Source organism: Microcoleus sp. PH2017_12_PCY_D_A, from assembly GCF_020738565.1.
Lineage (GTDB): Bacteria > Cyanobacteriota > Cyanobacteriia > Cyanobacteriales > Microcoleaceae > Microcoleus.
The window spans coordinates 10212-30776 of record NZ_JAEQCI010000096.1; the positions used below are offsets into that span (position 1 = coordinate 10212).

A 20565-nucleotide genomic window follows, 5' to 3' on the forward strand; every position below is an offset into this window, starting at 1 on the left:
AACCGGGTTTCTGCCTAAATACCTCGCAACCACACAAAAATTTTTTGTCAGAAACCCAGTTTCTTTTCCCAGCAACTATCAGAAACCGGGTTTCTGCCTCAATACTTCGCAACCACACAAAAATTTTTTGTCAGAAACCCAGTTTCTTTTCCCAGCAACTCCTAAATAATTCCAGCTTTCATAGCTTACAAAAAATACCTCACCGTCGTCACAACCCGACTTCTTTTAGCCCGCAAAGCCGCTTTCAAAAAGAAAGCAGTTTGATTGTGCAGCAATTTTTGGCTCACAAGTTGTAATTTTTTCGCGCTTGTTGAGTCAGTTTCAGCTTCTGTTCTAGAGCTTGCCAATCTTCGGCTTGGATATCGCCCATCAACTCGTCGAGACTGTCGCGGTAAATAGAGAGCGATCGCAACAATTGCTCTCGATTGTACTTGGCTACCATCACTCCCAGCTCGGGGTTGCCGCCGCCAACCCGGCTGGTGTCCCGAAAACCCGAACTCGCCAAATGTTGCGCTAAATTCACAATATCTCGATCGCCCTCTCGATCGCACGCAGCCACCAGCGTCGCGCTAGCCACGATCGGCAAATGAGAAATCCAAGCCACAGCTCGATCGTGTTCTTGAGGGCCGCACCGATAAACCGACGCACCCAACAACCGCGCAATTTCCTCAACCTTCTCCACAGACTGCGCCGGAGTCTGGGCTGTCGGAGTCACCACATAAGGCCGCCCCACAAACAAATCCCTCACCGCCGCCTCAATCCCGCTTTCAGCAGTCCCCGCCATCGGGTGTCCCCCGACAAAATTCGGCCACAGAGCGGACACAGCCTCCACTATGGGAGTTTTTACCGAACCGACATCGGTTACAATCGCATCAGGGGAAAGATGGGGAATTAATTTTTGGACGATCGGCTCGATCGCTCCTAAGGGCGTGCAAATAAAAACCAAATCCGCTTTTGCCATCAAAGACAGGTGTATGCTGGCATCATTGACAACACCTCTTGCGATCGCCCGATCGCAAGTCTGCTGGCGACTCGAAACCCCAACAATATTAAACCCGCGCGATCGTAAATCCAGAGCGATCGAGCCACCAATTAAACCAAGTCCTACAATACCGATATTCATTAGCAATAAAATGGGGATACTTTGATACGGTGCCGCCCCCATGACAGTCGAGGAACTCCTGAAAAAATATGCCGCCGGAGAAAGAAACTTTGCCGGAATCAACCTGACTGAGGCCAACCTCAGCGGCGTCAACTTGAGCGGAGCCAACCTCACAGGTGCGAATCTGAGTGTAGCAAACCTAAGCGGAGCTAACCTCAGCAAAACCAACCTCACCGGTGCCAAACTCAACATCGCCAGACTCAGCGGCGCCCATCTCGGCGGCGCCAACCTCACCGACGCTGACCTCAACGTCGCCTACCTAGTGCGAGTTGACCTCAAAAAAGCTACACTCACAGGAGCCAAACTGATCAGAGCCGAGCTAATTCGAGCCGAACTCAGCGGAGCCAACCTCAGCCACGCCAACCTCAGCGGCGCCACTCTCACCGAAGCCACCCTGCGAGGAGCCAACCTCACTCAAGCCAACCTTCGAGGCGCTCACCTCAGCGGTGCGTGCTTGACAGAAGCCAACCTCGAACAAGCCAACCTGCAAGGCGCCGACCTCAGCAGAGCCGACCTCAGCGGTGCAGACTTGCGAGGCACCGAACTCCGACAAGCCAACCTCACTCAAGCCATACTCAGCGGCGCCGACCTCAGCGGCGTCAATTTGCGCTGGGCCATCCTCAGCGGCTGCAACCTGCGCTGGGCCGACCTGAGCGAAGCCAAATTGAGCGGCGCCGACCTCAGCAGAGCCGACCTCTGCCACGCCAACTTGCTCAATGCCAGTTTAGTTCACGCCGACCTGTCAAACGCCTATCTGATCCGCGCCGACTGGGTGGGAGCCGACTTAACCGGAGCCACCTTAACCGGAGCCAAACTCCACGCAGCTTCCCGACTCGGCATCAAAACCGAAGGCATGACCTGCAAGTGGGTTGACCTGAGTCCCAACGGCGACCACAGTCAAATTTACTGGTTGAACTCCGGAGGAACCCACGATTTTTTTCACGAAAGCTTGCCCACAGTTAGGATTGTAATTGACTCGCCCTTAGACCAAGGCGCTCATTTTGCCCTAGCTGCAACTTATTACCAAATTGCCCAACAATACCCGAGTTTAAGTCAGCCACCCACGATCGAAGTCAGCTCCAGGCGCACCGTACTCGCCTTTAAAATGGACAGCGACGATAAATTATTTGCCACCGCTTACGTTGCCATTATTCCTTTTAACGACGGCGCTACAACTCAGAAAAACCTGATAGCTTTGATGAAAATGATTCAATCCCACGATGCAGGCAAACTTAGCGTCAAAGAATCCAAACACGTCCAGTTATGCAGCAAAGCTCTCAACCAAGCTATCAGCAAAGTAGACCAAATCAAAATTTCCAGTTCTTTTCCCAAAATCGGTGAAAGCATCAATTTTTTTCAAATTCCTACACAGATGCTCTTAATCAACTCCCGCGACCAAAGACTCAGCGTATATCACCACCCAGCCTTCGGCAAGCGCCTGATTAAAAAATACGACCCGAACAACTCCAGCGCAGGCAAGTTAGCTGAAAGCACAAAATTGGGTCAAGCTAATATCGCGAGCATTTTGGATTTTATAAAAGGCTTCCACAATATAGATGTCTAGGCATATTGCATGAAGTTACAAAAAATGCTTATTCTATTTTAAAGGTTGGCAAAACAAAGCTTTGTTCTAGCTAACACATCAGGGAAAGTCAAAAGCATGGACGCCGAAGAACTCATCGCCAAATATGCAGCAGGAGAAAGAGACTTTACTGCCATCCTGCTTTGCGAGGCCAATCTCAGCAGGATCGATCTGACTGGGGCTAATTTCAGCGAGGCAATCTTGAGCCTCACCAACCTGAGCGGCACCAATCTGTCAAAGGCCAACATGAGAAAAGCCAAGCTCAATGTTGCTAGACTCAGCGCGGCCAACCTCAGCAAAGCCAACCTCAGCGGCGCTATCCTCAACGTGGCTAACTTGATTCGGGCAGACCTCAGCGAAGCCCAACTCGTCGAAGCTACATTGATCAGAGCCGAACTGATCCGAGCTGACCTCAGCGGTGCCAACTTGAGCGGTGCCAACTTGAGCGAAGCAGATTTGAGAGAAGCCACCCTCAGAGAAGCCAATCTAGAGCAAGCCGACCTCAGCGGGGCTCACCTTAGAGGCGCTTGTCTGACAGCGGCAAACTTGGAACGGGTGAACTTGCACAGAGCCGACCTCAGCAGGGCAGACTTGCGAGGAGTGAATCTTTGCAATGCCGAACTCAGACAAGCTAATTTGTCTCAAGCCAACCTTAGCGGTGCTGACTTGCGAGGCGCTAATCTCCGGTGGGCCGACCTCAGCGGGGCGAACCTGACGGGTGCTGACCTCGATGAAGCGAGATTGAGCGGGGCTAACTTGTACGGGGCAAATTTGAGCAACGTCAATTTGTTGAACGCGACTCTGGTACACGCGGATTTGACTCAAGCGAATTTGACTCACGCTGATTGGGTGGGCGCAGATTTGACGGGGGCAGCCCTGACTGGGGCAAAAATTTATGCGGTGTCGAGGTTTAATCTGAAAGCTGATGATATAACCTGCGATTGGGTGGATATGAGCCCTAACGGCGATCGCAGCCACATTCAGCGCTTTACCCCAGAAGAATCCCAACGTTTTTTTAATGCTACACCGCCGACAGTTCAAATTATTGTCGATCGACCCCTCGACCCCGATGCTAACTTTGTCCTCGCGGCTACCTACCGCCAAATTGCCAGTCAATACTCGGGTTTGAGCAATCCTCCCAGCATAGAAGTTAATTCGCGGCGCACAATCATATCATTTAGAATAGACCAAGACGAGGAACTATTTCCCACAGCTTTCGTTGCCATTATTCCTTTTAGCGACGCGGCATTTACTCAAAAAAATCTCATTACTCTGATCAAGATGATTCAACCCCAAAACGGGAATAATCTAGGCGTCAGAGTCTCAAATTTGGTAGTGCAATTGAACGTCGCCATGACCAAAACAATTAGAAAAATAGGGGAAATGAAAATGCAGCCGATTCGCCTCGATCGCGAACCGATGTCGAGTTTTTTTCAATCGCCTACCCAAACCATACTGGCAAACTCCAGCGCCGAAACTTTGATGGTTCACTATCACCCCGACTTTGGCAGAAACTTGACCAATTTGTTGGGAGTCAACAAAACCTCGATCGGACCGGCAATTAATGCCCAAAGATTTACAACCCCGCCGCTAAATACGGTGATTGAATTTGTCAAAAGCTTTTATCAGCTCGGTGAGTAAATAATATAAATTTATTTAAAAATTTTATATTAATGCCACATAAAAGTTAGTCCCTCGCCCTTTTAGTCAGGTAACAACAATGGAAGCAGAAGAACTTCTCAAACGATTTGAACTCGTTAAAAGATACACAGAAGGCGACAGAGATTTCACAGGAATCAACCTGAATGAAGCTAATCTCAGCCGCATCAACCTCAGCCAATCAATTTTAAGGCAGGCTAGCTTATTTGTCACGAACATCAGCGGCGCTAACTTGAGCGAAGCTGACTTGAGCGAAGCTAACCTGAATGTGGCTAGACTCAGCAGCACCAATCTCTCGCGGGCAATCTTAAACAAAGCTAGTCTCAACGTAGCAAACTTAGTCAGAGCGGATTTAACGGGAGCTCAATTAATCGGAGCATCCCTGATTAGAGGAGAATTAGTCCGCTGCGAACTTAGCAAAACTAACTTCAGCGGCGCTAACATGACTGAAGCAGACTTAAGAGAGGTAAAACTGACACAAGCTAATCTGTCTGGTGCAAATCTTTCCGGTGCAAATCTTAGAGGTGCTTCAGCAAAAGAATCTAACTTTAAAGACGCTAATTTGCACGGCGCCGATTTGATGAAAGCAGAACTTAACGGCGTCAATTTGAGCAATGCCGATCTGAGACAAGCTTCTTTGCAAGAGGTGAATCTCAGCGGTGCCCATTTGAGCGGAGCTAATCTCAAATGGGCGGATTTAAGCGGAGCTAATCTCACGGGCGCCGATCTGAGCGATACTAAATTGAGTGGAGCTAACCTCAGCGGAGCAGATTTAAGAAATGCTAATTTAGCTAATGCTAGTTTGGTTCACGCAGATTTGACAGAAACCAATTTGATTAACGCAGATTGGGTGGGCGCAGATTTGACAGGGGCAACTTTAACTGGGGCAAAAATGTATTTGGTTCCCAGGTTTGGTATCGTTGCAGATGATATTAATTGCCAGTGGGTTGACATCAGCCCCGCAGGCGATCGCAGTCTGGTGCAACAATTTAATTCGTCGTCTGAGGCGAGAAAGTTTTTAAATCATACGCCGGGGTTAGTGCGAATTGTGGTTGATGCACTTTTAGACCACTCAGCCAACGGCATTTTAGCAACAGCTTACAGCGAAATAGCTAGGCATTACGGAGCCATGAGCCTTCCTCCCAATATTGAAGTCGGCTATCGCCGCACAACTCTGACTTTTAGATTTGATAGCGACGAGCATTTATTGCCAGCAGCTTTTTTAGCGATTGTTCCTTTTAAGGATGCCTTAGAAACTCAGAAAAATGTGGTGGCGGTTGGCAAAAGTATCGCCAATCAAAATTTAGAAAAAAAACGAATAATACAGTTATCTAAAGCATTGAATGCAGCAATGGCTAATTTAACTGAGGTGAGAAAAATGCTGGAAACAACAATAAATGTCTCTCTGCAAACAAAGTTTTTTCAGTCACCTACCCAAACTATTTTAATTAGTTCGGGGCAGGAGAGTTTTACGGTGCAGTCTCATCAGGATTTTGGTCGGCGAAGTGGAAATAATCAGGAGAGTAAATTTAGTTTGGCTGTGGGTCAAAAAGTAGTTGATTTTCTGGCAAGTTTTGATTATCTTGATTGAGAAATCCCAACTGTGAAATCGATTGATTGAGGTAGAAGTCCATAATTCGCTGCTGAGCTTTTTGCGATCGCACTCCGAGCCGCACTGGCCCCACCATTTAACGATGGCGCGGTTGGTGGCGCGGGCTTTGCGCTTGGGGCGCAGCGCTCTGATCCAAACTGGGCTGCCGGCGGGAGCTTACCGACAGCGGTATCGAGTCAGTTATTTGATGCCGATTTTGATGTGGCCCGAACCGGTGATTTTAGTGGCGCCGACACCGCTGCTGGAACATTTGCAGATGGTGGAAATTCCGCGATTGCAAGAGTGGCTGCAAACTCAAAGGCCGTTAGCGAAGCCCTCGAAGAGGATCGAGATTTATTCCCATAATGCCGCGGGACGAGGGTTGATGCTAGCAGATCCGCAGTCTTGGCTGGCGGCTCGCTTGGCGGGAAATTCGGAACTTCACAGCAATATTCCGACAATTATCGACGGTGTGGATGATTTGGAAGTTTGGACGCGCCAGCAATTGACGGCGGGTTTGGAACCGGCTGACTGGAATGATTTAATGGAATCTGGGCCTTTGGAAGCCGATGCAATCCTTCAAGCGCGGGTGTTGCTAACGCGGGCTGTGTTTCAGCATCCGGCGAAACCAGACGAGTGTTATTTGCTGGAAACAGCAGAGCAAAATATTTTGCAGGGGCTGTTGGAAACGATCGAGCAAAACCCTGGAATTCCGCCTGCTTGGGTCAATTTTTGGCAGCGGTGGAACACAAACGGGAAACTGCGATGGGCGCAAATTAATCGCTCTGCTGGGTCATTTTCGCTGTTTAGCGCGCCGTTGCAGGTGGCGGAGGTTTTGAGCAAAATTTGGTCTGCCGTGCCTGTGGTGTTGATTGGTGGGGCGGTGGATGTGGAACAGAAGGCTCCGATCTTCCGACAAATGATGGGATTGCCTGAGTTGACGAGTGTGAAGTTTTCGCCCGATCAACAAAACGAGTTAATTCAACTGTACATTCCGAACTGGTTGCCGCTGCCGAATACGCCGGAATTTCAGGGTGTTTTAATGGAAGAAATTCGGACTTTGCTGTTGATGAGTGCGTCGGTGGCGGGTTTAACGGTGCTGATTGTGGGCGATGTACCGCTGAAGGCTCGGATGGCGGCGATTTTGGCTTCTGAGTTCGGTTCTCGGGTGCAGGTGGAAAAAACCGAGGTGGGCGAGAATGCGATTTTGGTGACTGGATGGGAGTTTTGGCGGGAACATCAGGGGGAGTTGAGGGCGCCTCACTTGCTGGCGATCGCAACTTTGCCGCTACCTTCTTTGGAGAATCCTTTGGTGACGGCGCGTGTGGCTTATTATAAGGAACAGCGGAGGGATTGGTTTCGGTTGTATTTGCTGCCGGCGGCGCTGAATGAGTTGCAGCGGGCGATCGCGCCGGTGCGAGAACGTCAGGGGGTTGTGGCGATTTTTGACAGTAGGGTGATTCACCGCAGTTACGGAAAGCAGGTTTTAGCGGCGCTGAGTCCGTTTGCGAGGATTGATTATTTGGATACGACTTGGTTGACGCAGGCTTGAGATGACCTGTTGGCCTATAATTTGGTTGGTTATCCAATTGAAATCTAATTTAGCAAGCAAAGATTATGGGCGAATCTAAGCGTCGCAAAGAGTCGATCGGCGATGGATACGGTAAAGAAGAGCGCATCGTTTCCTGGCTGCCGATCACGAAAACCCAAAGCGAAGATTTTGTGAAGTGGACATCTCGCGGAAGTTGGATCGGGATTAGCCTGTTGGTGGCTTGGTGGATTGTGGTGCGGTTTGTTGGGCCTGCGGCGGGTTGGTGGGTGGTTGATTGATTGGTGGGAGTGCGATCGGGCAAAAGTGCGATCGCACGTTATGTCGAGTTTTCACTCCGAAACCAGCGGCTGATTTTTTTTGGCAATTTTAGTTGCGAATCTGAACTTAGTATGGTATGTTAGTTATCTACGGGCGATTGGCACAGTGGTAGCGCGCTACCTTCACACGGTAGATGTCGCAGGTTCAAATCCTGCATCGCCCATACTTTTCTGTTGTATACTGACAAATTAAATGCCATTGTTGAGACATGGATGTCGTCAAGACAAATTAGATGTGGTTATGACAAGAAGTTGAAGTTTGTCTGTATCCTATTGGGCGTTACCTAAAGTTATGAAAGAGGCAATCATTTCTTAGTTGGCGGTATCAGCACATTCCTAATAAAGAAGATGAGCCTTCGATCGCCATTATTGCAATGTGTGTGCAGCATTCGGAATACAGCAGCTTTTAAGAACGCTCGATCGCTAATTCCCATTTCCTCATATAAAGTTGCATAACGATCGATCCCATCCACCAATTCTTGGTCAGAATTAGGTACAATGTTTGCTGATTTACACCAATGCTTAAAATCATCGAGCCAGCTCTTGAATTTGGGATCTAGCACGTCTTTTTCATATCGTTCTCGGATGTGGAACACCTCATCCCAAGTAAGTACCTCTTCAGTGTTCGATTCAAACTCGATTTGCCATCTTGGTGCTTGACCAATTGTTGTAGGTGTGCCAGCAAAAGGCTGACTGTTTTCGAGAGAAAGTTTGATTCCTGTAGAGTTATATGGATCAAACGACTTGCGACGAGTACCGTCATCCCTAATAAGAATGTCCTTAGCGAGTTTGTAGCGAGAATTGCATTTATTTCCCATTGGAACAAGGTTACGCAAATTTGAAGCTGCGAATGGGTATTTGCTTTCTGCCAAGTAATGATCCAATGCCTCACGGGGTATTCTTGGTGCATCAAAGTTCTCACACCCGCAGAAAGGACATGTGTGAGAGGGAACTGCATCATAAATTACTTTGTAATGCTTATCACGAATTTCCAGATCGGTGAGAAGTTCAAACGCAAATTTAAAAAGTTCTTTTGCTGGGTCACGAATAGGTTGTGGTAGGTCAGTTATAGCCTCACAGTTGTGCTGGCAAGACAAGAGAAGAGCGATCTCATTTTGGTCATGAAGCGCTTGAAGGATTTGTTCCTGTTGTCCAAGGGTAAGGTTTTCTAGAGCCGTCCGGTAAGTATTCAATCTGTCTTTCAGTCCTGTACGCCTGTGCAGTCTTTTGCGGTAAAGTTCTGGAATAATTTCAGGCCAGTCTGGCAGCGTTGTTGCTGGCTTTAGACTGGCATGGATTGAACGCAGAATCTCGCACAAGCATTCGTGGAGCCAGTTTGTCGCTGTTGCTGAAATGGGATATCCAAAAAGCATCCTACACCCCATCCCTATTTGTTAGTTGCCACAATCGATCGGCAAGAAATGCTTTCTCGACAGAATCACCTAGACCCTGCATCCCTTCCCTGATATCTTCGGGATTGTCACTCTGCATCAGCTCTTTGATCTCGTCGAGAGGAACTTGTGACATAGGCGGACGGACGTTAAAGCACTCCTCAATTATCGTATCGAATGTAGTGCCAAATGTTTCAATATTGGGATTTTTGACTTGAATCTTCCCTTCTTCGTCTTTGCTGAAAATCAAAACTTTCTCTCTGTGCATATCCGAGGGTACGAAGGGCGAGTGTGTTGTCAGTAAGCACTCTTGTTCAGTAGCTTTTGCAGATTTTCTGCGATCGCCATCTCTTGTAGGCAGATCGAGTATTCGGGAAATGAACTTCACTCGCCATAGCGGATTGAAATGCGACTCAGGCTCATCAAGCAGGAACAGCACATTAGGAGATGACAACATACAAAACATCCCAAGAATCTGCCCAAGCTGATGTTCACCATCAGAAAGGGATACATAGTCTACCTCTTTACCAGTCCTTTTGGCCTTAAACATAACCCGTTCAAATCGGAAAACCTTATCCTCATCTTGAGGTTCTGGAAGACGTGAAGCAAACCTTCTTTCTTTACTCTCTTTCTGAAATCGCTTGCGTGTCTCCCTCGGAAGTGCCAAGTCATTTAACATTGCAAGCTTGTGGAATGACGAGTATAAATCGAGTGTGTTGTTCCAAAAGGCTCGAAACGCTTCCCTCGTCTGGTTATTAATCCAATAGTCAAAGGTGTACGTTTCTGTCTGTTCTTCATAAGTGTAGCAAGTGGCACAGCGTTTGAGATGGTCGAGATATTTTTCCAGTTCTTTAGTGAGTTGCACTCCTTTTCGACTGTTTTGTGAGCCTTTTCTGCTTGGAAGTTTCGGAGCCGCGCTGTGTGCAAGTTGGACTATGCAACGAAATGAATGCAGGTCTTTTAGTTGCGCGTCCTGTAACAGAGCCAGCCACTGTGGAGCATCACCCAACAAAAGGTTAGCTACAAGAACCTCAAGATGTGTTCCATAATCGATCAGCATTAATCTAGTATCGGGAATAGGTTGATCGCGCATTGCTGTGTTCAATGCTCCTCCACCCACTTCGTCTGCATATCCACTACGGCTAACTAAGAATGGTAGGCTGAGTGTTTCATTATCACCTGATGTATAGCCAATAATTTTTTCAGGTAATGATGCGCGAGTCTTAGGATCGTTTAGGTCACAGTCTATCCACTCGTATTCCTCTTCATCTCTCCGCTCAATAATAAGGGTCGGACGCTTTCTACCAGTGGCTTTCCGTGAAATGCGGATGCGGACAGGTAGCTGCTCATCGTCTGGGTGAATGAGGTATTCAAGCTCGAATTGCAGGTCAGGATTTCCTTCAAGACGTTCCTCCTCACGAATACATTTGTGGAATATACACTGAAAAATCTCTGCTAATACCTGCAAAAATTGAGATTTACCTGCACCATTCGGCCCAATCAGACATAGAGGATCGAACGCGGAATAGTCACTCAATGGACTTCGTAAGTGTAGATCAAGTCCATCAAGTAACCCGCCGCAGGTTTTAGCTGAAATGATGTGAACCCTTAAAAGTTTCATTTACCTGCTCGAACGAAACGCATTGTTTGCTCTTCTCGATCGAAGACTTGCTTAAGACTCGGCTCGGCTTCGCTGAGCAGTGCAAACAGAATGTCCTTCAGTAAGTCGTAATTACCAGGGATGTTTTCACGCAGTTCATCAAATGAAAACTTGTCCTTGGGTAATTGGCGAATTGCTTCCTTAACAGATTCTTCAGTCATCTTGATTATGGTTGGTTTTCTAGAAGCCTGGGTTCTTTTCGGTTTGGCTGGTTGGGCTGCTCGTTCAGCACGAATCCGTTCCAACAGCACCGACGCTGGTTCATCGTTCGGGTCTTGGGGTACCAGTTCGCCACGGAAAGCTTTAGTTAACAGCGTGGGTGTCAGACGATCGACTTGGGTACGGGCGGCTTGATAACGAGTTTCGAGGCGATCGGCATAGGCGAACAGCACCTCAACTCGACATACAATTTCGCGTTGTTCGGCAAGCGGTGGTAGAGCCAATGGATAGGGATTCAACACTTCAAGTTTGATATTTGGTTGTCCACCACCTGCATAAGAGGTTTGTCGTATGTCTTCTTTTCGGTGACGCAGAAAAAGCTCAATGTATCTATTACTGATTTCATCACCGCTATCAATGCCAACCATACTGTCAGTGAAGCACATATCGTAAGCCAGAATACCTGTGTTGCCAATAGTGGCTCCAACAATGGCAATGACAACCGTTCCCTTTGGAAATTTCTTGCTGACTGCTAGCCCTTTTTCATTGAGTGTCTGCTTGTGGGCCGTTATCCATCCCCCTTCGCTCGGAAGATTACCTATCTGAATAAATGGATGTTCACCGTTAAAATAAGCAGGATCGTTTCGCGGACGGACAGAAAATCTTCCTCTTGAGCATTGAGCGTAATTTCCAAGTGCTACCCATTCCCAATTGTCTGGCAATAACGGCAAATTATCGTCTGAAGCAGCTAGTGTGAATCTTGTCTCCTTTACCAAATTGGTTGCAGGCTCTATATCGAAATTTTCTTCTCGCCAATCCTCTGTGAATTGCCCCGATGTTGCTGCTGCGAGGACAGCTTGGCGGAAGCGTTTGAGAATCAGGGGGATGCGATCGAGCCTCTTTCGACAAGCATCTACCCCCGCAAGTAGAGCATCAAGCTTATCAGCAATTCGTTTCTGCTCGTTGAGGGGAGCGATCGGAATCTGTATAGAAGCAATAGCTAACCGACTAAGTTCTATTTGATTCGTTGTACCAGTAGCAAAACTCGAAATGTTTTCTTGGATTTCAGGGCTTTGAATCCAGAAGAACAAGAAACGAGGCTCTATTGCTGACTGGTTGGGTCTGACAATAGTGACGTGGCTGTCTACGACCTTTGGTTGTTTTACGTCGCGTTGCGTGACTAAGCAAGCTCGTCCCATTGTTCCTGTACCTGTGCTGTTCCAAAGTATATCCCCAATGCGGATGAACCGCTCCGGTGTCCAGAGATCGAACTGAGCGGGATCAATGTATTTAAGATTTTCCTGTTGAATACCGAACCATCGGATCGCTCTTTGATTTACGACCGGAAGACTGCTGTGATGGGTATATTTCGGCGACTTTCCACGAGATATGTATTCGGTGACATCGGCGAGGGTTGCTGTTACCCATCCTGGAGGTTGTTTGCTCATACTTCTACCTCCTCACCCAACTCCTCTAGAATTCCGCGCAGTTGTTCCATCGCGGCTTCCAGTTCAGCCATAGCCTCTTGTGCAAGTGCTGCTGGTTCTGTTAGTTTACCGTTTTCGTCTTCGCTTTCATCATTGAGCCAAGAAATATCGAGGTTATCACCAAGTTCTGCTATCCAGTCGCGGGTGAACTTTCTGAAACGCCCTTGTTCTCCAGTATCTACACGCTTGGCAAGACTCGCAGCGCTACCGAATGGATCATCGCCAAAGGCAACTTCAAACTCGGCAAAGTGCTGGCGCGTGAGTTGGGTACGCTTGCCAAACTGCGACATATTAGCACGTAGGTCGTATACCCAGACTTCTTGAGTGTTACCCTTTTCCTTCTTACCACGAGTAAAAAACAAGACATTAGTCTTAACTCCCTGTGCGTAGAAGATGCCAGTCGGTAGGCGCAGGATAGTATGTAGATTACACTTGTCCATCAAGTCAGCGCGAATCTGCTTTCCCGCATTGCCATTAAACAGTACATTGTCAGGCAACACCACCGCAGCGCGACCACCAGGCTTAAGACCTTGGTAAATGTGTTGTAGGAAACAGAACTGTTTATTGCTAGTAGGAAAATTAAAATCTTTGCGAGTAGGTAAGCCACCCCCTTTCTTGGAACCGAAGGGTGGATTGGAGAGAATTAGCGTTGCTTTTGGCAAGGCTTCTCCCTCGAACGAGAGCGTATCGCCATAGTGGATACCAGCCCCTTGTGGGTCAAATTCAATTCCATGCAACATCAAGTTCATTAATGCTAAATGGTGCGTGTCCTGCACGTGTTCCATGCCGTAGAAAGTGTTGTGGCGGTATTTGCGTTTCTGTTTTTCTGTCCACCTATCCGGGTCGCCGTTTTCGCGTATATAGCGATTAGCTGCAACCAAAAAGCCGCCCGTACCAGCGGCCGGGTCTTGAATAATGTCTTCTAGCGTAGGGCGCATGACATACACCATACAGTCGATCAACGCACGGGGCGTAAAATACTGACCGGCACCAGACTTCTTTTCATTGGCGTTTTTCTCCAGCAGTCCTTCATACACATCGCCCAGACCTTCCTGCTTGGCACTGTACCAGTCAAGCTTGTCGATCTCAGTGACCAGTGTAGAAAAGGTGGTGGGCTTTTTGATGGATGAACTGGCATTGGCAAAAATTTCTTTAACGAGTGTAGAACCGCGATTACCAAGATGGATCAACAGCAGCTTGTAGAACTCTAGACGCTCAAGTTCGGCTTGACCTTCGAGGTCATCCCAGCGATAACCGTCTGGAAGTTGGTTCTCCGTGCTGGTCTCCTTGGCCATCTTAAGGAACAGCAGGTAAGTGAGTTCGATCACGTACTGGTGATAGGTCACTCCGTCGTCCTTGAGGACGTTACAGAGATTCCAGAGTTTGGCAACGATGTCGTGGGTGATGTTATTCATAAGCAAAGTCATTGTACCTCTTCCTCTGCTCAGACAACAGGTTTTTGCCCCAGTTTAGGGAAATTAAAACTCGTCCATTCGTTTCCGACATCCCAGAAATAAGGTCATATCCCCATTACTTACAAAAGCAAAAGCGCGAAAACTCTGGTGCTTCTCAATTTTAGTTACTTAGTCAATTTCATACTACACATATGCTACAATAACATTGTAGCTCGTGCCCCCGCCGGAGGTTTCCTCGTGACAAACCCCAATCTTCCTCAAAATTTCAACTTAATCGTCCCCGCCGGAACCCAAATTGTCACCAAAATTGAGGTAAAAAACCCCGGCGGCGACCAATCTTGGAAACAAGGCGCAGTAGGTGTGATTGTCAAATCGCCTACAGACAATTCCCACGCATATTTAGTCAAACTCCCAGACGGAACAGAAGTTAGTCTGCGGCGACACGAATTCAGCATTCGCAAGCAGTTTCAAAGCGAAGGATTGGAGTCAAGAGGAGATTTTCTTGCAGAATACAACCTCTATGATTCTGTAATTTACCGCTGCATTGTTGGTTCTAGAGCCTACGGTTTGGATAACGAGCAATCTGATACAGACAGGCGCGGAATTTACCAGCCGCCGGCAATTCTTCATTGGTCGCTTTACGGCATTCCAGAACAATTGGAAAACCAGGAAAATCAAGAATGCTATTGGGAATTGCAAAAGTTTCTGGTTTTGGCGCTAAAAGCTAATCCCAATGTGCTCGAATGTTTGTACACGCCTTTAGTAGAAACGGTTTCTCCTGTAGCAGCCGAATTGCTGGAAATTCGCGAAATCTTTCTATCGCAACTGGTTTATCAAACTTACAATAGTTACGTTTTGTCGCAGTTTAAAAAAATGGAGCAAGACCTCCGCAATACTGGCGAAATTCGCTGGAAGCACGCGATGCACTTGATTCGCTTGCTGTTGTCAGGAATTACGGTACTTAAGGAGGGGTTTGTGCCGGTGCGGGTGCAGGATTGTCGATCGCAATTGCTATCAATCCGCAATCAAGAGATATCCTGGGATGAGGTGAATCGCTGGCGGTTGAGCTTGCACTCAGAGTTCGATCGCGCTTTTGCGGAAACTAAATTACCAGAACGTCCTAATTATGATAAGGCTAATCTGTTTTTGATTGAATCGCGTCGAAGGGCGATCGGCGAAAAGTTGTGAGCGAGCAAATATAAGGTGAGTAAAATTCGTAAGGTGCGCATTGCGCACCCTACATAAAATTCGTATAAAATGATGATTGAATACATTTCCAATTTAGCCAAGATTATCTCCGATCGACCTTATCCGCTGCTGTTTGCGACTGTCAGCGGCTCGCACTTATACGGTTTTCCTTCCGCAGATTCTGACTTCGACTTGCGGGGAGTACATATCTTGCCGCTACCGAAAGTAATTGGACTGATTTCTGGAGACGAAACAATCGAAGTTTCGGAAGTTCGGGAGAAGATGGAACTCGATTTAGTCACTCACGATATTAAGAAGTTTCTGGAGTTGCTGTTGAAGCGCAACGGCTATGTGTTGGAACAACTCTATTCGCCGCTTATAGTTTACAGTAGCGAGGAACATGAGGAGTTAAAGCAGCTCGCCTCGAACTGCATTACCAAGCACCACAGCCACCACTATCTCGGTTTTGCTCAAACTCAATGGCGATTGTTTGAGAAACAAAGCCCGCGTCGGGTGAAGCCGCTGCTGTACGTTTACCGGGTGTTGCTGGCGGGGATTCATTTGATGCAAACGGGGGAAGTTGAGGCGAATTTGGTTACACTTAATGAGAAGTTCCAGTTGCCGTATATTCCCGATTTGATCGATCGCAAGCTGGCTGGGGCCCAAAAGTCGGTGCTGGAGGATACAGATATTGCATTTTATCACCAGGAGCGCGATCGGCTAATTAATGTATTAGAAGATGCAAGTTTCACAAGTCATTTACCATCAAATCCTAATGCAAAGGTTGCTCTCAATGATTTTCTGGTAAAGGTGAGAATGGCATCTGTGAACTTTTCCGCGTCTAATTTGTAAGGTGCTACAAACTTTTTGAGGACTGAAGTCCTCACTACAAACACCGACATCAATTAAGTTCGTAGTAAGGACTTTAGTCCTTAAAGATGAGGACTTCAGTCCTCACTACAAACTTAAATCGTACCTGCGCGGCGTGTAAACCCAAATATCTCCAAACTTCCGGGGAATAATCCGAGTTTGACTCGAACCTATAATTACTAAAGTTCTCATATCCGCGTCTTCCGGCTGAAATTCACCCAACGTACAAACCCGGACGGATTGGCCCGATCGCCCGAGGTTTCGCCCCAATACAACCGGGGTTTTTGCATCGCGAGTTTCTAACAAAATCTCGATCGCCCTTTTCAATTGCCAAATCCGCTGTTTCGAGATTGGATTGTAGAATGCCATCACTAAATCGGCCGAAGCCGCAGCCACAATCCGCTGTTCTATGACCTCCCAAGGCTTGAGAATATCCGAAAGCGAAATCGCACAAAAATCGTGTCCGAGGGGTGCTCCGATCGCAGCAGCGGCCGCCTGCATGGCAGAAATACCCGGTGCTACCCGAATGTCGATGCCTTCCCATTCAGGTTTGCTGTCAAAGTCGATCGCCTCAAACACCGCCGCCGCCATCGCAAAAATCCCCGGATCCCCCGAAGAGACGACGGCAACGGATTTTCCCGATGCTGCTAAATCTAAAGCAAAACGCGCGCGATCGATCTCTTCCCGGTTGTCGGAATCGTGCCTGTTTTGTCCTTCCCTCCGCGTTCCAGCTAAGTCGAGATAGAACTTGTAACCCACCCAATCCGTGGCTTCCCGCAAAATTTCTTTAACTTCCGGGGACATCCAGGGCGCGCCTCCGGGGCCCGTACCGACGATCGCCAGTTTGCCGCGGCTGATGCCGATCGCGCTTGCATCAATCGGTTCGCTAGCAAGGGCGATCGCGCAACTGAAGGCGTTTGTGCGATCGTACCCGATTAACTGACTGTTTGCACCCGCTGCTGTTAGGGCAATTTGGGCGGATGTGACTTCAAAACTGGAATTATATTGTATTAATTTAACTGTGTCGAATTCCACAAGTTCGGGAAGATTCAAAAAACGAACTGGGACTTTAAAATATTGGCTGATTGCTTCTAAAGTCGGATTTCCCATCTCATGTTTTAAAGCAAAAAATCCGGCAACAGAGGCTGCTGCTAAATCTGCATTTTCTAAGATTTGCTGCACGTAAGAAACTGCTATTTCCGGCTCAACACAGGATAGATTTGTGAGTGCAAAGGCTGTAATTTGCGGGTGGTAAACTAAACGATTGGCGGTTGGTACAATGTCTTCTGCGGTGACGCGGATGGTTAATTGGGCGTCGGGGGCAATCCTCTCCGTTGATGAGCCTCCCGTAGGGGCGGGCTGCGCTAACGGCAAATTGCTCTCCAAAAGCCAGCTAGCAGCCCCTTCTAGCTGTACTTTCGCCCCGGCGAGCAAATTTGAAATAAAAGTCTTCGCGTCCTCTGGATTCGCCAAATAATAGCCTTGGGGAGGACTCAGCAGCGCGGTGCGAAAGCGGATATCTCCCGTCGTCGTGATGGCGGGCTGTACGCCGAGGGCTGCTGCAATTTCTCTCGCTAAGTCGTTGACTCCGTGTAAACCTCCCAGCAGCGGTACTACGGCGCTTCCGTCTTCGGCGACGGCTAAGACTGGGGGTTCGGCGCGTTTGTCTGACAGCAGCGGGGCGAGGGTGCGGATGATGATTCCGGCGGCGCAGATGGCGATGATTGGGGTTTGTGTGGCGAATAGTTCTCGCAAGGTTTCGCCGAAGTTGCTAAAGTTGATGTCTGTGTCGGATGTGCGATCGGCTAAACCGTAAATCTGGGAACCTGGGAAGACTGCGGAGATTGTTTGGGCGATCGCTAGGCTGTTTTGACCTAAGATAATTATGGCGGGAGGAACTCGATTCACGGTTTTATATATGGCTGTGTTTGGATTGGTTTTATTTTATCTCTCGTTGTTTCATTAATTCGTATTTGACGAACCGCGAAGGCGCGAAGGGCGCGAAGGAAGAACCAAAAATAAGGAAGATCGAGAAGAAGTTTATTTTTTTATTGTTTGTCAGTACGACAGGTATCTTGTCTGTTAATTTGTGAGATTAGTGTATCATACCACCAATTTTGGCTTTAATATTTTGTTTATTCTTGCATCGGCGAAGGCAGACTTCGTTTTTGTCGTCGCAATTCAATATATTGTATAGAGAATTTTCGAGGCTGACTGGCTAAATTTTGGGCACTCAGATGCTGATAATTAGCGCGAGTTTTACGAGTTAATTGACGAGATAATTTAACGGGTGACTGTTTGGTTTTTTCATTCATGTTTCAAAGGTTTGTAGTGAGGACTTTAGTCCTTCCCCCGGTTTGTAGTGAGGACTTTAGTCCTTCCCCCGGTTTGTAGTGAGGACTTTAGTCCTTCCCCCGGTTTGTAGTGAGGACTTTAGTCCTTCTTAATTTTTGCGGACTCTTATTCCGAACGATCGAACCTGGTCGCCGATCGCCCCCTTGGCACTACAAACCTGATAAACTGATGCCTGTATAGTAAATAAAAGTTACGCCTAACCCTCATCAACCGGGCTTCTTAGCCGAAGTTCGAGTATAAATAACCAACAGACTGTCAATTAGTTGCAATTTAGAATGAGAAAATTTTTAGCATTAGTTGTGTTTGGGATGATAATGGCGATCGCCTCTGTAGCTGTGGCCGCTCAGCCTTTGTTCCTCGCTTATCCTCCCGCCAACCACAAAACAACAGCCGATCGCATCTTTCTCATCGGTACAGCCCCGCCAACCGGACAAGTATCGGTAAATGGCCAGCAAATTGCGCGCAGCGGGGCCGGCCATTTCGCCCCGACATTTCCCCTGAAAATCGGCGAAAATGTCTTTACCTTGCGTTACGAAAATCAGCAAGTCCTTCTTAAGGTGACGCGCGAGTCGAATCAGCCAGAAGTCCCCGCAGGCTTGGCTTTTGCCAAAGATTCCCTGACGCCGAAAGTCGATGTGGCGAGTTTACCGGGGGAATATATCTGCTTTGGGGCGATCGCTCCGGCGAATGCGCGAGTTGCGGTAAAATTGGCTGGCGTTACTATTCCTCTAAAAGCGCGATCGCAAGTCGAACTCCCCGACAACAAATCAGTCTTGTTAGGTGAAAACTCCCCCATCCTAAAAAGCAGCAGCGAACAATATCAAGGCTGCGCTAAAACCCCGGAAAACTCCGGCGAATCTAAGGGGCAAAAAATAGATTTAGGAGTACCATTGTTTGAGCTAACAATGAACGATAAAACTATCACCCAACAAGGTACTGGCAAAATTTCTATCCTATCTCCCGCCGATTTAGAAGTAGCAGAAGTCACCACAGAACCCGGTGTTGCCCGAACCGGGGCGAGCACCGATTTCTCCCGGATGACACCGCTACCCAAGGGAACCCGCGCCACAGTTATCGGGCGCGAAGGAGAATGGATTCGGCTCGATTACGGCGCTTGGATCAAAGCATCCGAGGTGCGAATTGTCAAGGATGCAGTGCCTGCGCGATCGCTAATTCGCAGCGCGCGATCGCGTCAAGTTTCCGGCTGGACAGAAGTCTTATTTCCCTTAGAAATACCCGTCCCAGTCACGGTGCAAGAAGGAGAACGCACTTTCACTTTAACGCTGTACAATACCACCGCTCAAACAGACATTATTCGCCTCGACGATGACCCCGTAATTTCCCGTTTAGCCTGGCAACAAATCTCGCCGCAGCAAGTACAATACACTTTCAATCTCAAATCTGCCCAGCAGTGGGGATATAAATTGAGATACGAAGGCACAACTTTAGTGCTGTCTTTAAAACACCCGCCGACAAATACCAGCGCCGTGCCCAATTCCTCAGAAAAACCGCTGTCAGGAATTAAGATTCTCATCGATCCGGGACACGGCGGCCCGCAGGATTCGGGTGCAGTGAGCCCGACGGGAGTTAGGGAAAAAACAGTAGCTTTAATTGTGTCGAAATTGGTGCGGGAGGAATTGGTAAATCGGGGCGCAAATGTGGTAATGACGCGGGTGGAAGATGTCGATTTGGATTTGCCACCGAGGGTGGAAATGATTCAAAAAGAAGAACCTGCGATCGCAATTTCGATTCACTACAATGCTTTGCCCGATAACGGCGACGCCATAAATACCAAAGGCGTCGGCGCTTTCTGGTTTCACCCGCAAGCCCACAGTTTGGCAATGTTTTTGCACAATTACTTAGTTGCCAAGTTGAACCGTCCGAGCTATGGTGTATTCTGGAACAACCTAGCGATGACTCGTCCTGCCGTTACTCCATCTGTTTTAATGGAATTGGGATTTACGATCAATCCCGAAGAGTTTGAATGGATTGTGAATCCGACAGAACAGAAAAAGTTAGCTTCTGCGATCGCCCAAGGCATTACCGAATGGTTTGCCTCCGTCCAATAACAGTAAAATAAAAGTTCGTAGTAAGGACTTCAGTCCTTCCCAAAAAGTTCGTAGTAAGGACTTCAGTCCTTCCCAAAAAGTTCGTAGTAAGGACTTCAGTCCTTCCCA

At 47.9% G+C, this 20565-nt stretch carries 14 protein-coding genes and 1 tRNA gene; 9 read left to right on the forward strand and 6 right to left on the reverse strand.

Annotated elements, in window-relative coordinates; all coding sequences use genetic code 11:
* Window positions 1–283 precede the first annotated feature (283 nt).
* Window positions 284–1123: a prephenate/arogenate dehydrogenase gene (locus JGK39_RS24645; RefSeq protein WP_293260199.1), complete on the reverse strand. Its 840-nt coding sequence runs from the start codon at window positions 1121–1123 to the stop codon at window positions 284–286.
* Window positions 1124–1163: 40 nt separating this feature from the next.
* On the opposite strand from JGK39_RS24645, the gene JGK39_RS24650 reads away from it, so the two are divergent.
* The 6 genes from JGK39_RS24650 (at window position 1164) to JGK39_RS24675 (ending at window position 8027) form a co-directional block, all read left to right on the forward strand.
* Window positions 1164–2726: a pentapeptide repeat-containing protein gene (locus tag JGK39_RS24650; protein WP_293260202.1), complete on the forward strand. Its 1563-nt coding sequence runs from the start codon at window positions 1164–1166 to the stop codon at window positions 2724–2726.
* 96 nt (window positions 2727–2822) lie between these two features.
* Window positions 2823–4385, forward strand: coding sequence for a pentapeptide repeat-containing protein (locus JGK39_RS24655; RefSeq protein WP_293260205.1), 1563 nt, complete (start codon window positions 2823–2825; stop codon window positions 4383–4385).
* Window positions 4386–4464: 79 nt separating this feature from the next.
* Entirely contained in the window at window positions 4465–5994 is a 1530-nt protein-coding gene (locus JGK39_RS24660) for a pentapeptide repeat-containing protein (protein ID WP_293260208.1), read from the forward strand.
* 22 nt (window positions 5995–6016) lie between these two features.
* The gene (locus JGK39_RS24665) at window positions 6017–7546 is read left to right on the forward strand and encodes a helicase C-terminal domain-containing protein (protein WP_293297441.1); all 1530 of its coding nucleotides are present in this window, start codon (window positions 6017–6019) and stop codon (window positions 7544–7546) included.
* Window positions 7547–7611: 65 nt separating this feature from the next.
* Window positions 7612–7824 carry a DUF2839 domain-containing protein gene (locus tag JGK39_RS24670; RefSeq protein WP_293297438.1) on the forward strand — a complete coding sequence of 71 codons (213 nt, stop codon included), beginning with the start codon at window positions 7612–7614 and terminating at the stop codon, window positions 7822–7824.
* A gap of 131 nt (window positions 7825–7955) precedes the next feature.
* A tRNA-Val gene (locus JGK39_RS24675) sits at window positions 7956–8027 on the forward strand.
* 141 nt (window positions 8028–8168) lie between these two features.
* On the opposite strand, the gene JGK39_RS24680 is transcribed toward JGK39_RS24675, so the two are convergent.
* Genes JGK39_RS24680 through JGK39_RS24695 form a run of 4 tightly spaced genes read right to left on the reverse strand, consistent with a single transcriptional unit; the run spans window position 8169 to window position 13987 of the window.
* Window positions 8169–9236 carry a hypothetical protein gene (locus JGK39_RS24680; RefSeq protein ID WP_293297435.1) on the reverse strand — a complete coding sequence of 356 codons (1068 nt, stop codon included), beginning with the start codon at window positions 9234–9236 and terminating at the stop codon, window positions 8169–8171.
* A 1-nt stretch (window position 9237) separates the two neighbouring features.
* Window positions 9238–10875 carry a restriction system-associated AAA family ATPase gene (locus JGK39_RS24685; protein ID WP_293297432.1) on the reverse strand — a complete coding sequence of 546 codons (1638 nt, stop codon included), beginning with the start codon at window positions 10873–10875 and terminating at the stop codon, window positions 9238–9240.
* Window positions 10872–12521 (reverse strand): restriction endonuclease subunit S, encoded by a 1650-nt coding sequence (locus JGK39_RS24690; RefSeq protein WP_293297429.1) that lies wholly within the window; start codon window positions 12519–12521, stop codon window positions 10872–10874. The genes JGK39_RS24685 and JGK39_RS24690 overlap by 4 nt, the downstream gene beginning before the upstream one ends.
* Window positions 12518–13987 carry an N-6 DNA methylase gene (locus tag JGK39_RS24695; RefSeq protein ID WP_293297426.1) on the reverse strand — a complete coding sequence of 490 codons (1470 nt, stop codon included), beginning with the start codon at window positions 13985–13987 and terminating at the stop codon, window positions 12518–12520. Before JGK39_RS24695 ends, JGK39_RS24690 begins: the two co-directional genes overlap by 4 nt.
* Before the next feature lie 225 nt (window positions 13988–14212).
* Here JGK39_RS24695 and JGK39_RS24700 point away from each other — a divergent pair, with 225 nt between their 5' ends.
* On the forward strand, window positions 14213–15163 hold the full coding sequence (locus JGK39_RS24700) for a nucleotidyltransferase domain-containing protein (RefSeq protein ID WP_293260217.1): 951 nt from the start codon (window positions 14213–14215) through the stop codon (window positions 15161–15163).
* 69 nt (window positions 15164–15232) lie between these two features.
* Entirely contained in the window at window positions 15233–16015 is a 783-nt protein-coding gene (locus tag JGK39_RS24705; protein ID WP_293260220.1) for a nucleotidyltransferase domain-containing protein, read from the forward strand.
* Between the two features lie 105 nt (window positions 16016–16120).
* Here the strand turns inward: JGK39_RS24705 and cobJ are convergent, their stop codons facing one another.
* Complete coding sequence (gene cobJ, locus JGK39_RS24710; RefSeq protein WP_293260223.1) at window positions 16121–17941, reverse strand: precorrin-3B C(17)-methyltransferase; 1821 nt, start codon at window positions 17939–17941, stop codon at window positions 16121–16123.
* 722 nt (window positions 17942–18663) lie between these two features.
* On the opposite strand from cobJ, the gene JGK39_RS24715 reads away from it, so the two are divergent.
* Complete coding sequence (locus JGK39_RS24715; protein ID WP_293260226.1) at window positions 18664–20457, forward strand: N-acetylmuramoyl-L-alanine amidase; 1794 nt, start codon at window positions 18664–18666, stop codon at window positions 20455–20457.
* The last annotated feature ends 108 nt before the right edge of the window (window positions 20458–20565 follow it).

Bases quoted from the DNA above. Each gene is read 5' to 3' on its own strand.
- JGK39_RS24645 (WP_293260199.1), bottom strand. From the start codon at position 1,123: ATGAATATCGGTATTGTAGGACTTGGTTTAATTGGTGGCTCGATCGCT.
- JGK39_RS24650 (WP_293260202.1), top strand. From the start codon at position 1,164: ATGACAGTCGAGGAACTCCTGAAAAAATATGCCGCCGGAGAAAGAAAC.
- JGK39_RS24655 (WP_293260205.1), top strand. From the start codon at position 2,823: ATGGACGCCGAAGAACTCATCGCCAAATATGCAGCAGGAGAAAGAGAC.
- JGK39_RS24660 (WP_293260208.1), top strand. From the start codon at position 4,465: ATGGAAGCAGAAGAACTTCTCAAACGATTTGAACTCGTTAAAAGATAC.
- JGK39_RS24670 (WP_293297438.1), top strand. From the start codon at position 7,612: ATGGGCGAATCTAAGCGTCGCAAAGAGTCGATCGGCGATGGATACGGT.
- JGK39_RS24680 (WP_293297435.1), bottom strand. From the start codon at position 9,236: ATGCTTTTTGGATATCCCATTTCAGCAACAGCGACAAACTGGCTCCAC.
- JGK39_RS24685 (WP_293297432.1), bottom strand. From the start codon at position 10,875: ATGAAACTTTTAAGGGTTCACATCATTTCAGCTAAAACCTGCGGCGGG.
- JGK39_RS24690 (WP_293297429.1), bottom strand. From the start codon at position 12,521: ATGAGCAAACAACCTCCAGGATGGGTAACAGCAACCCTCGCCGATGTC.
- JGK39_RS24695 (WP_293297426.1), bottom strand. From the start codon at position 13,987: ATGACTTTGCTTATGAATAACATCACCCACGACATCGTTGCCAAACTC.
- JGK39_RS24705 (WP_293260220.1), top strand. From the start codon at position 15,233: ATGATGATTGAATACATTTCCAATTTAGCCAAGATTATCTCCGATCGA.
- JGK39_RS24715 (WP_293260226.1), top strand. From the start codon at position 18,664: ATGAGAAAATTTTTAGCATTAGTTGTGTTTGGGATGATAATGGCGATC.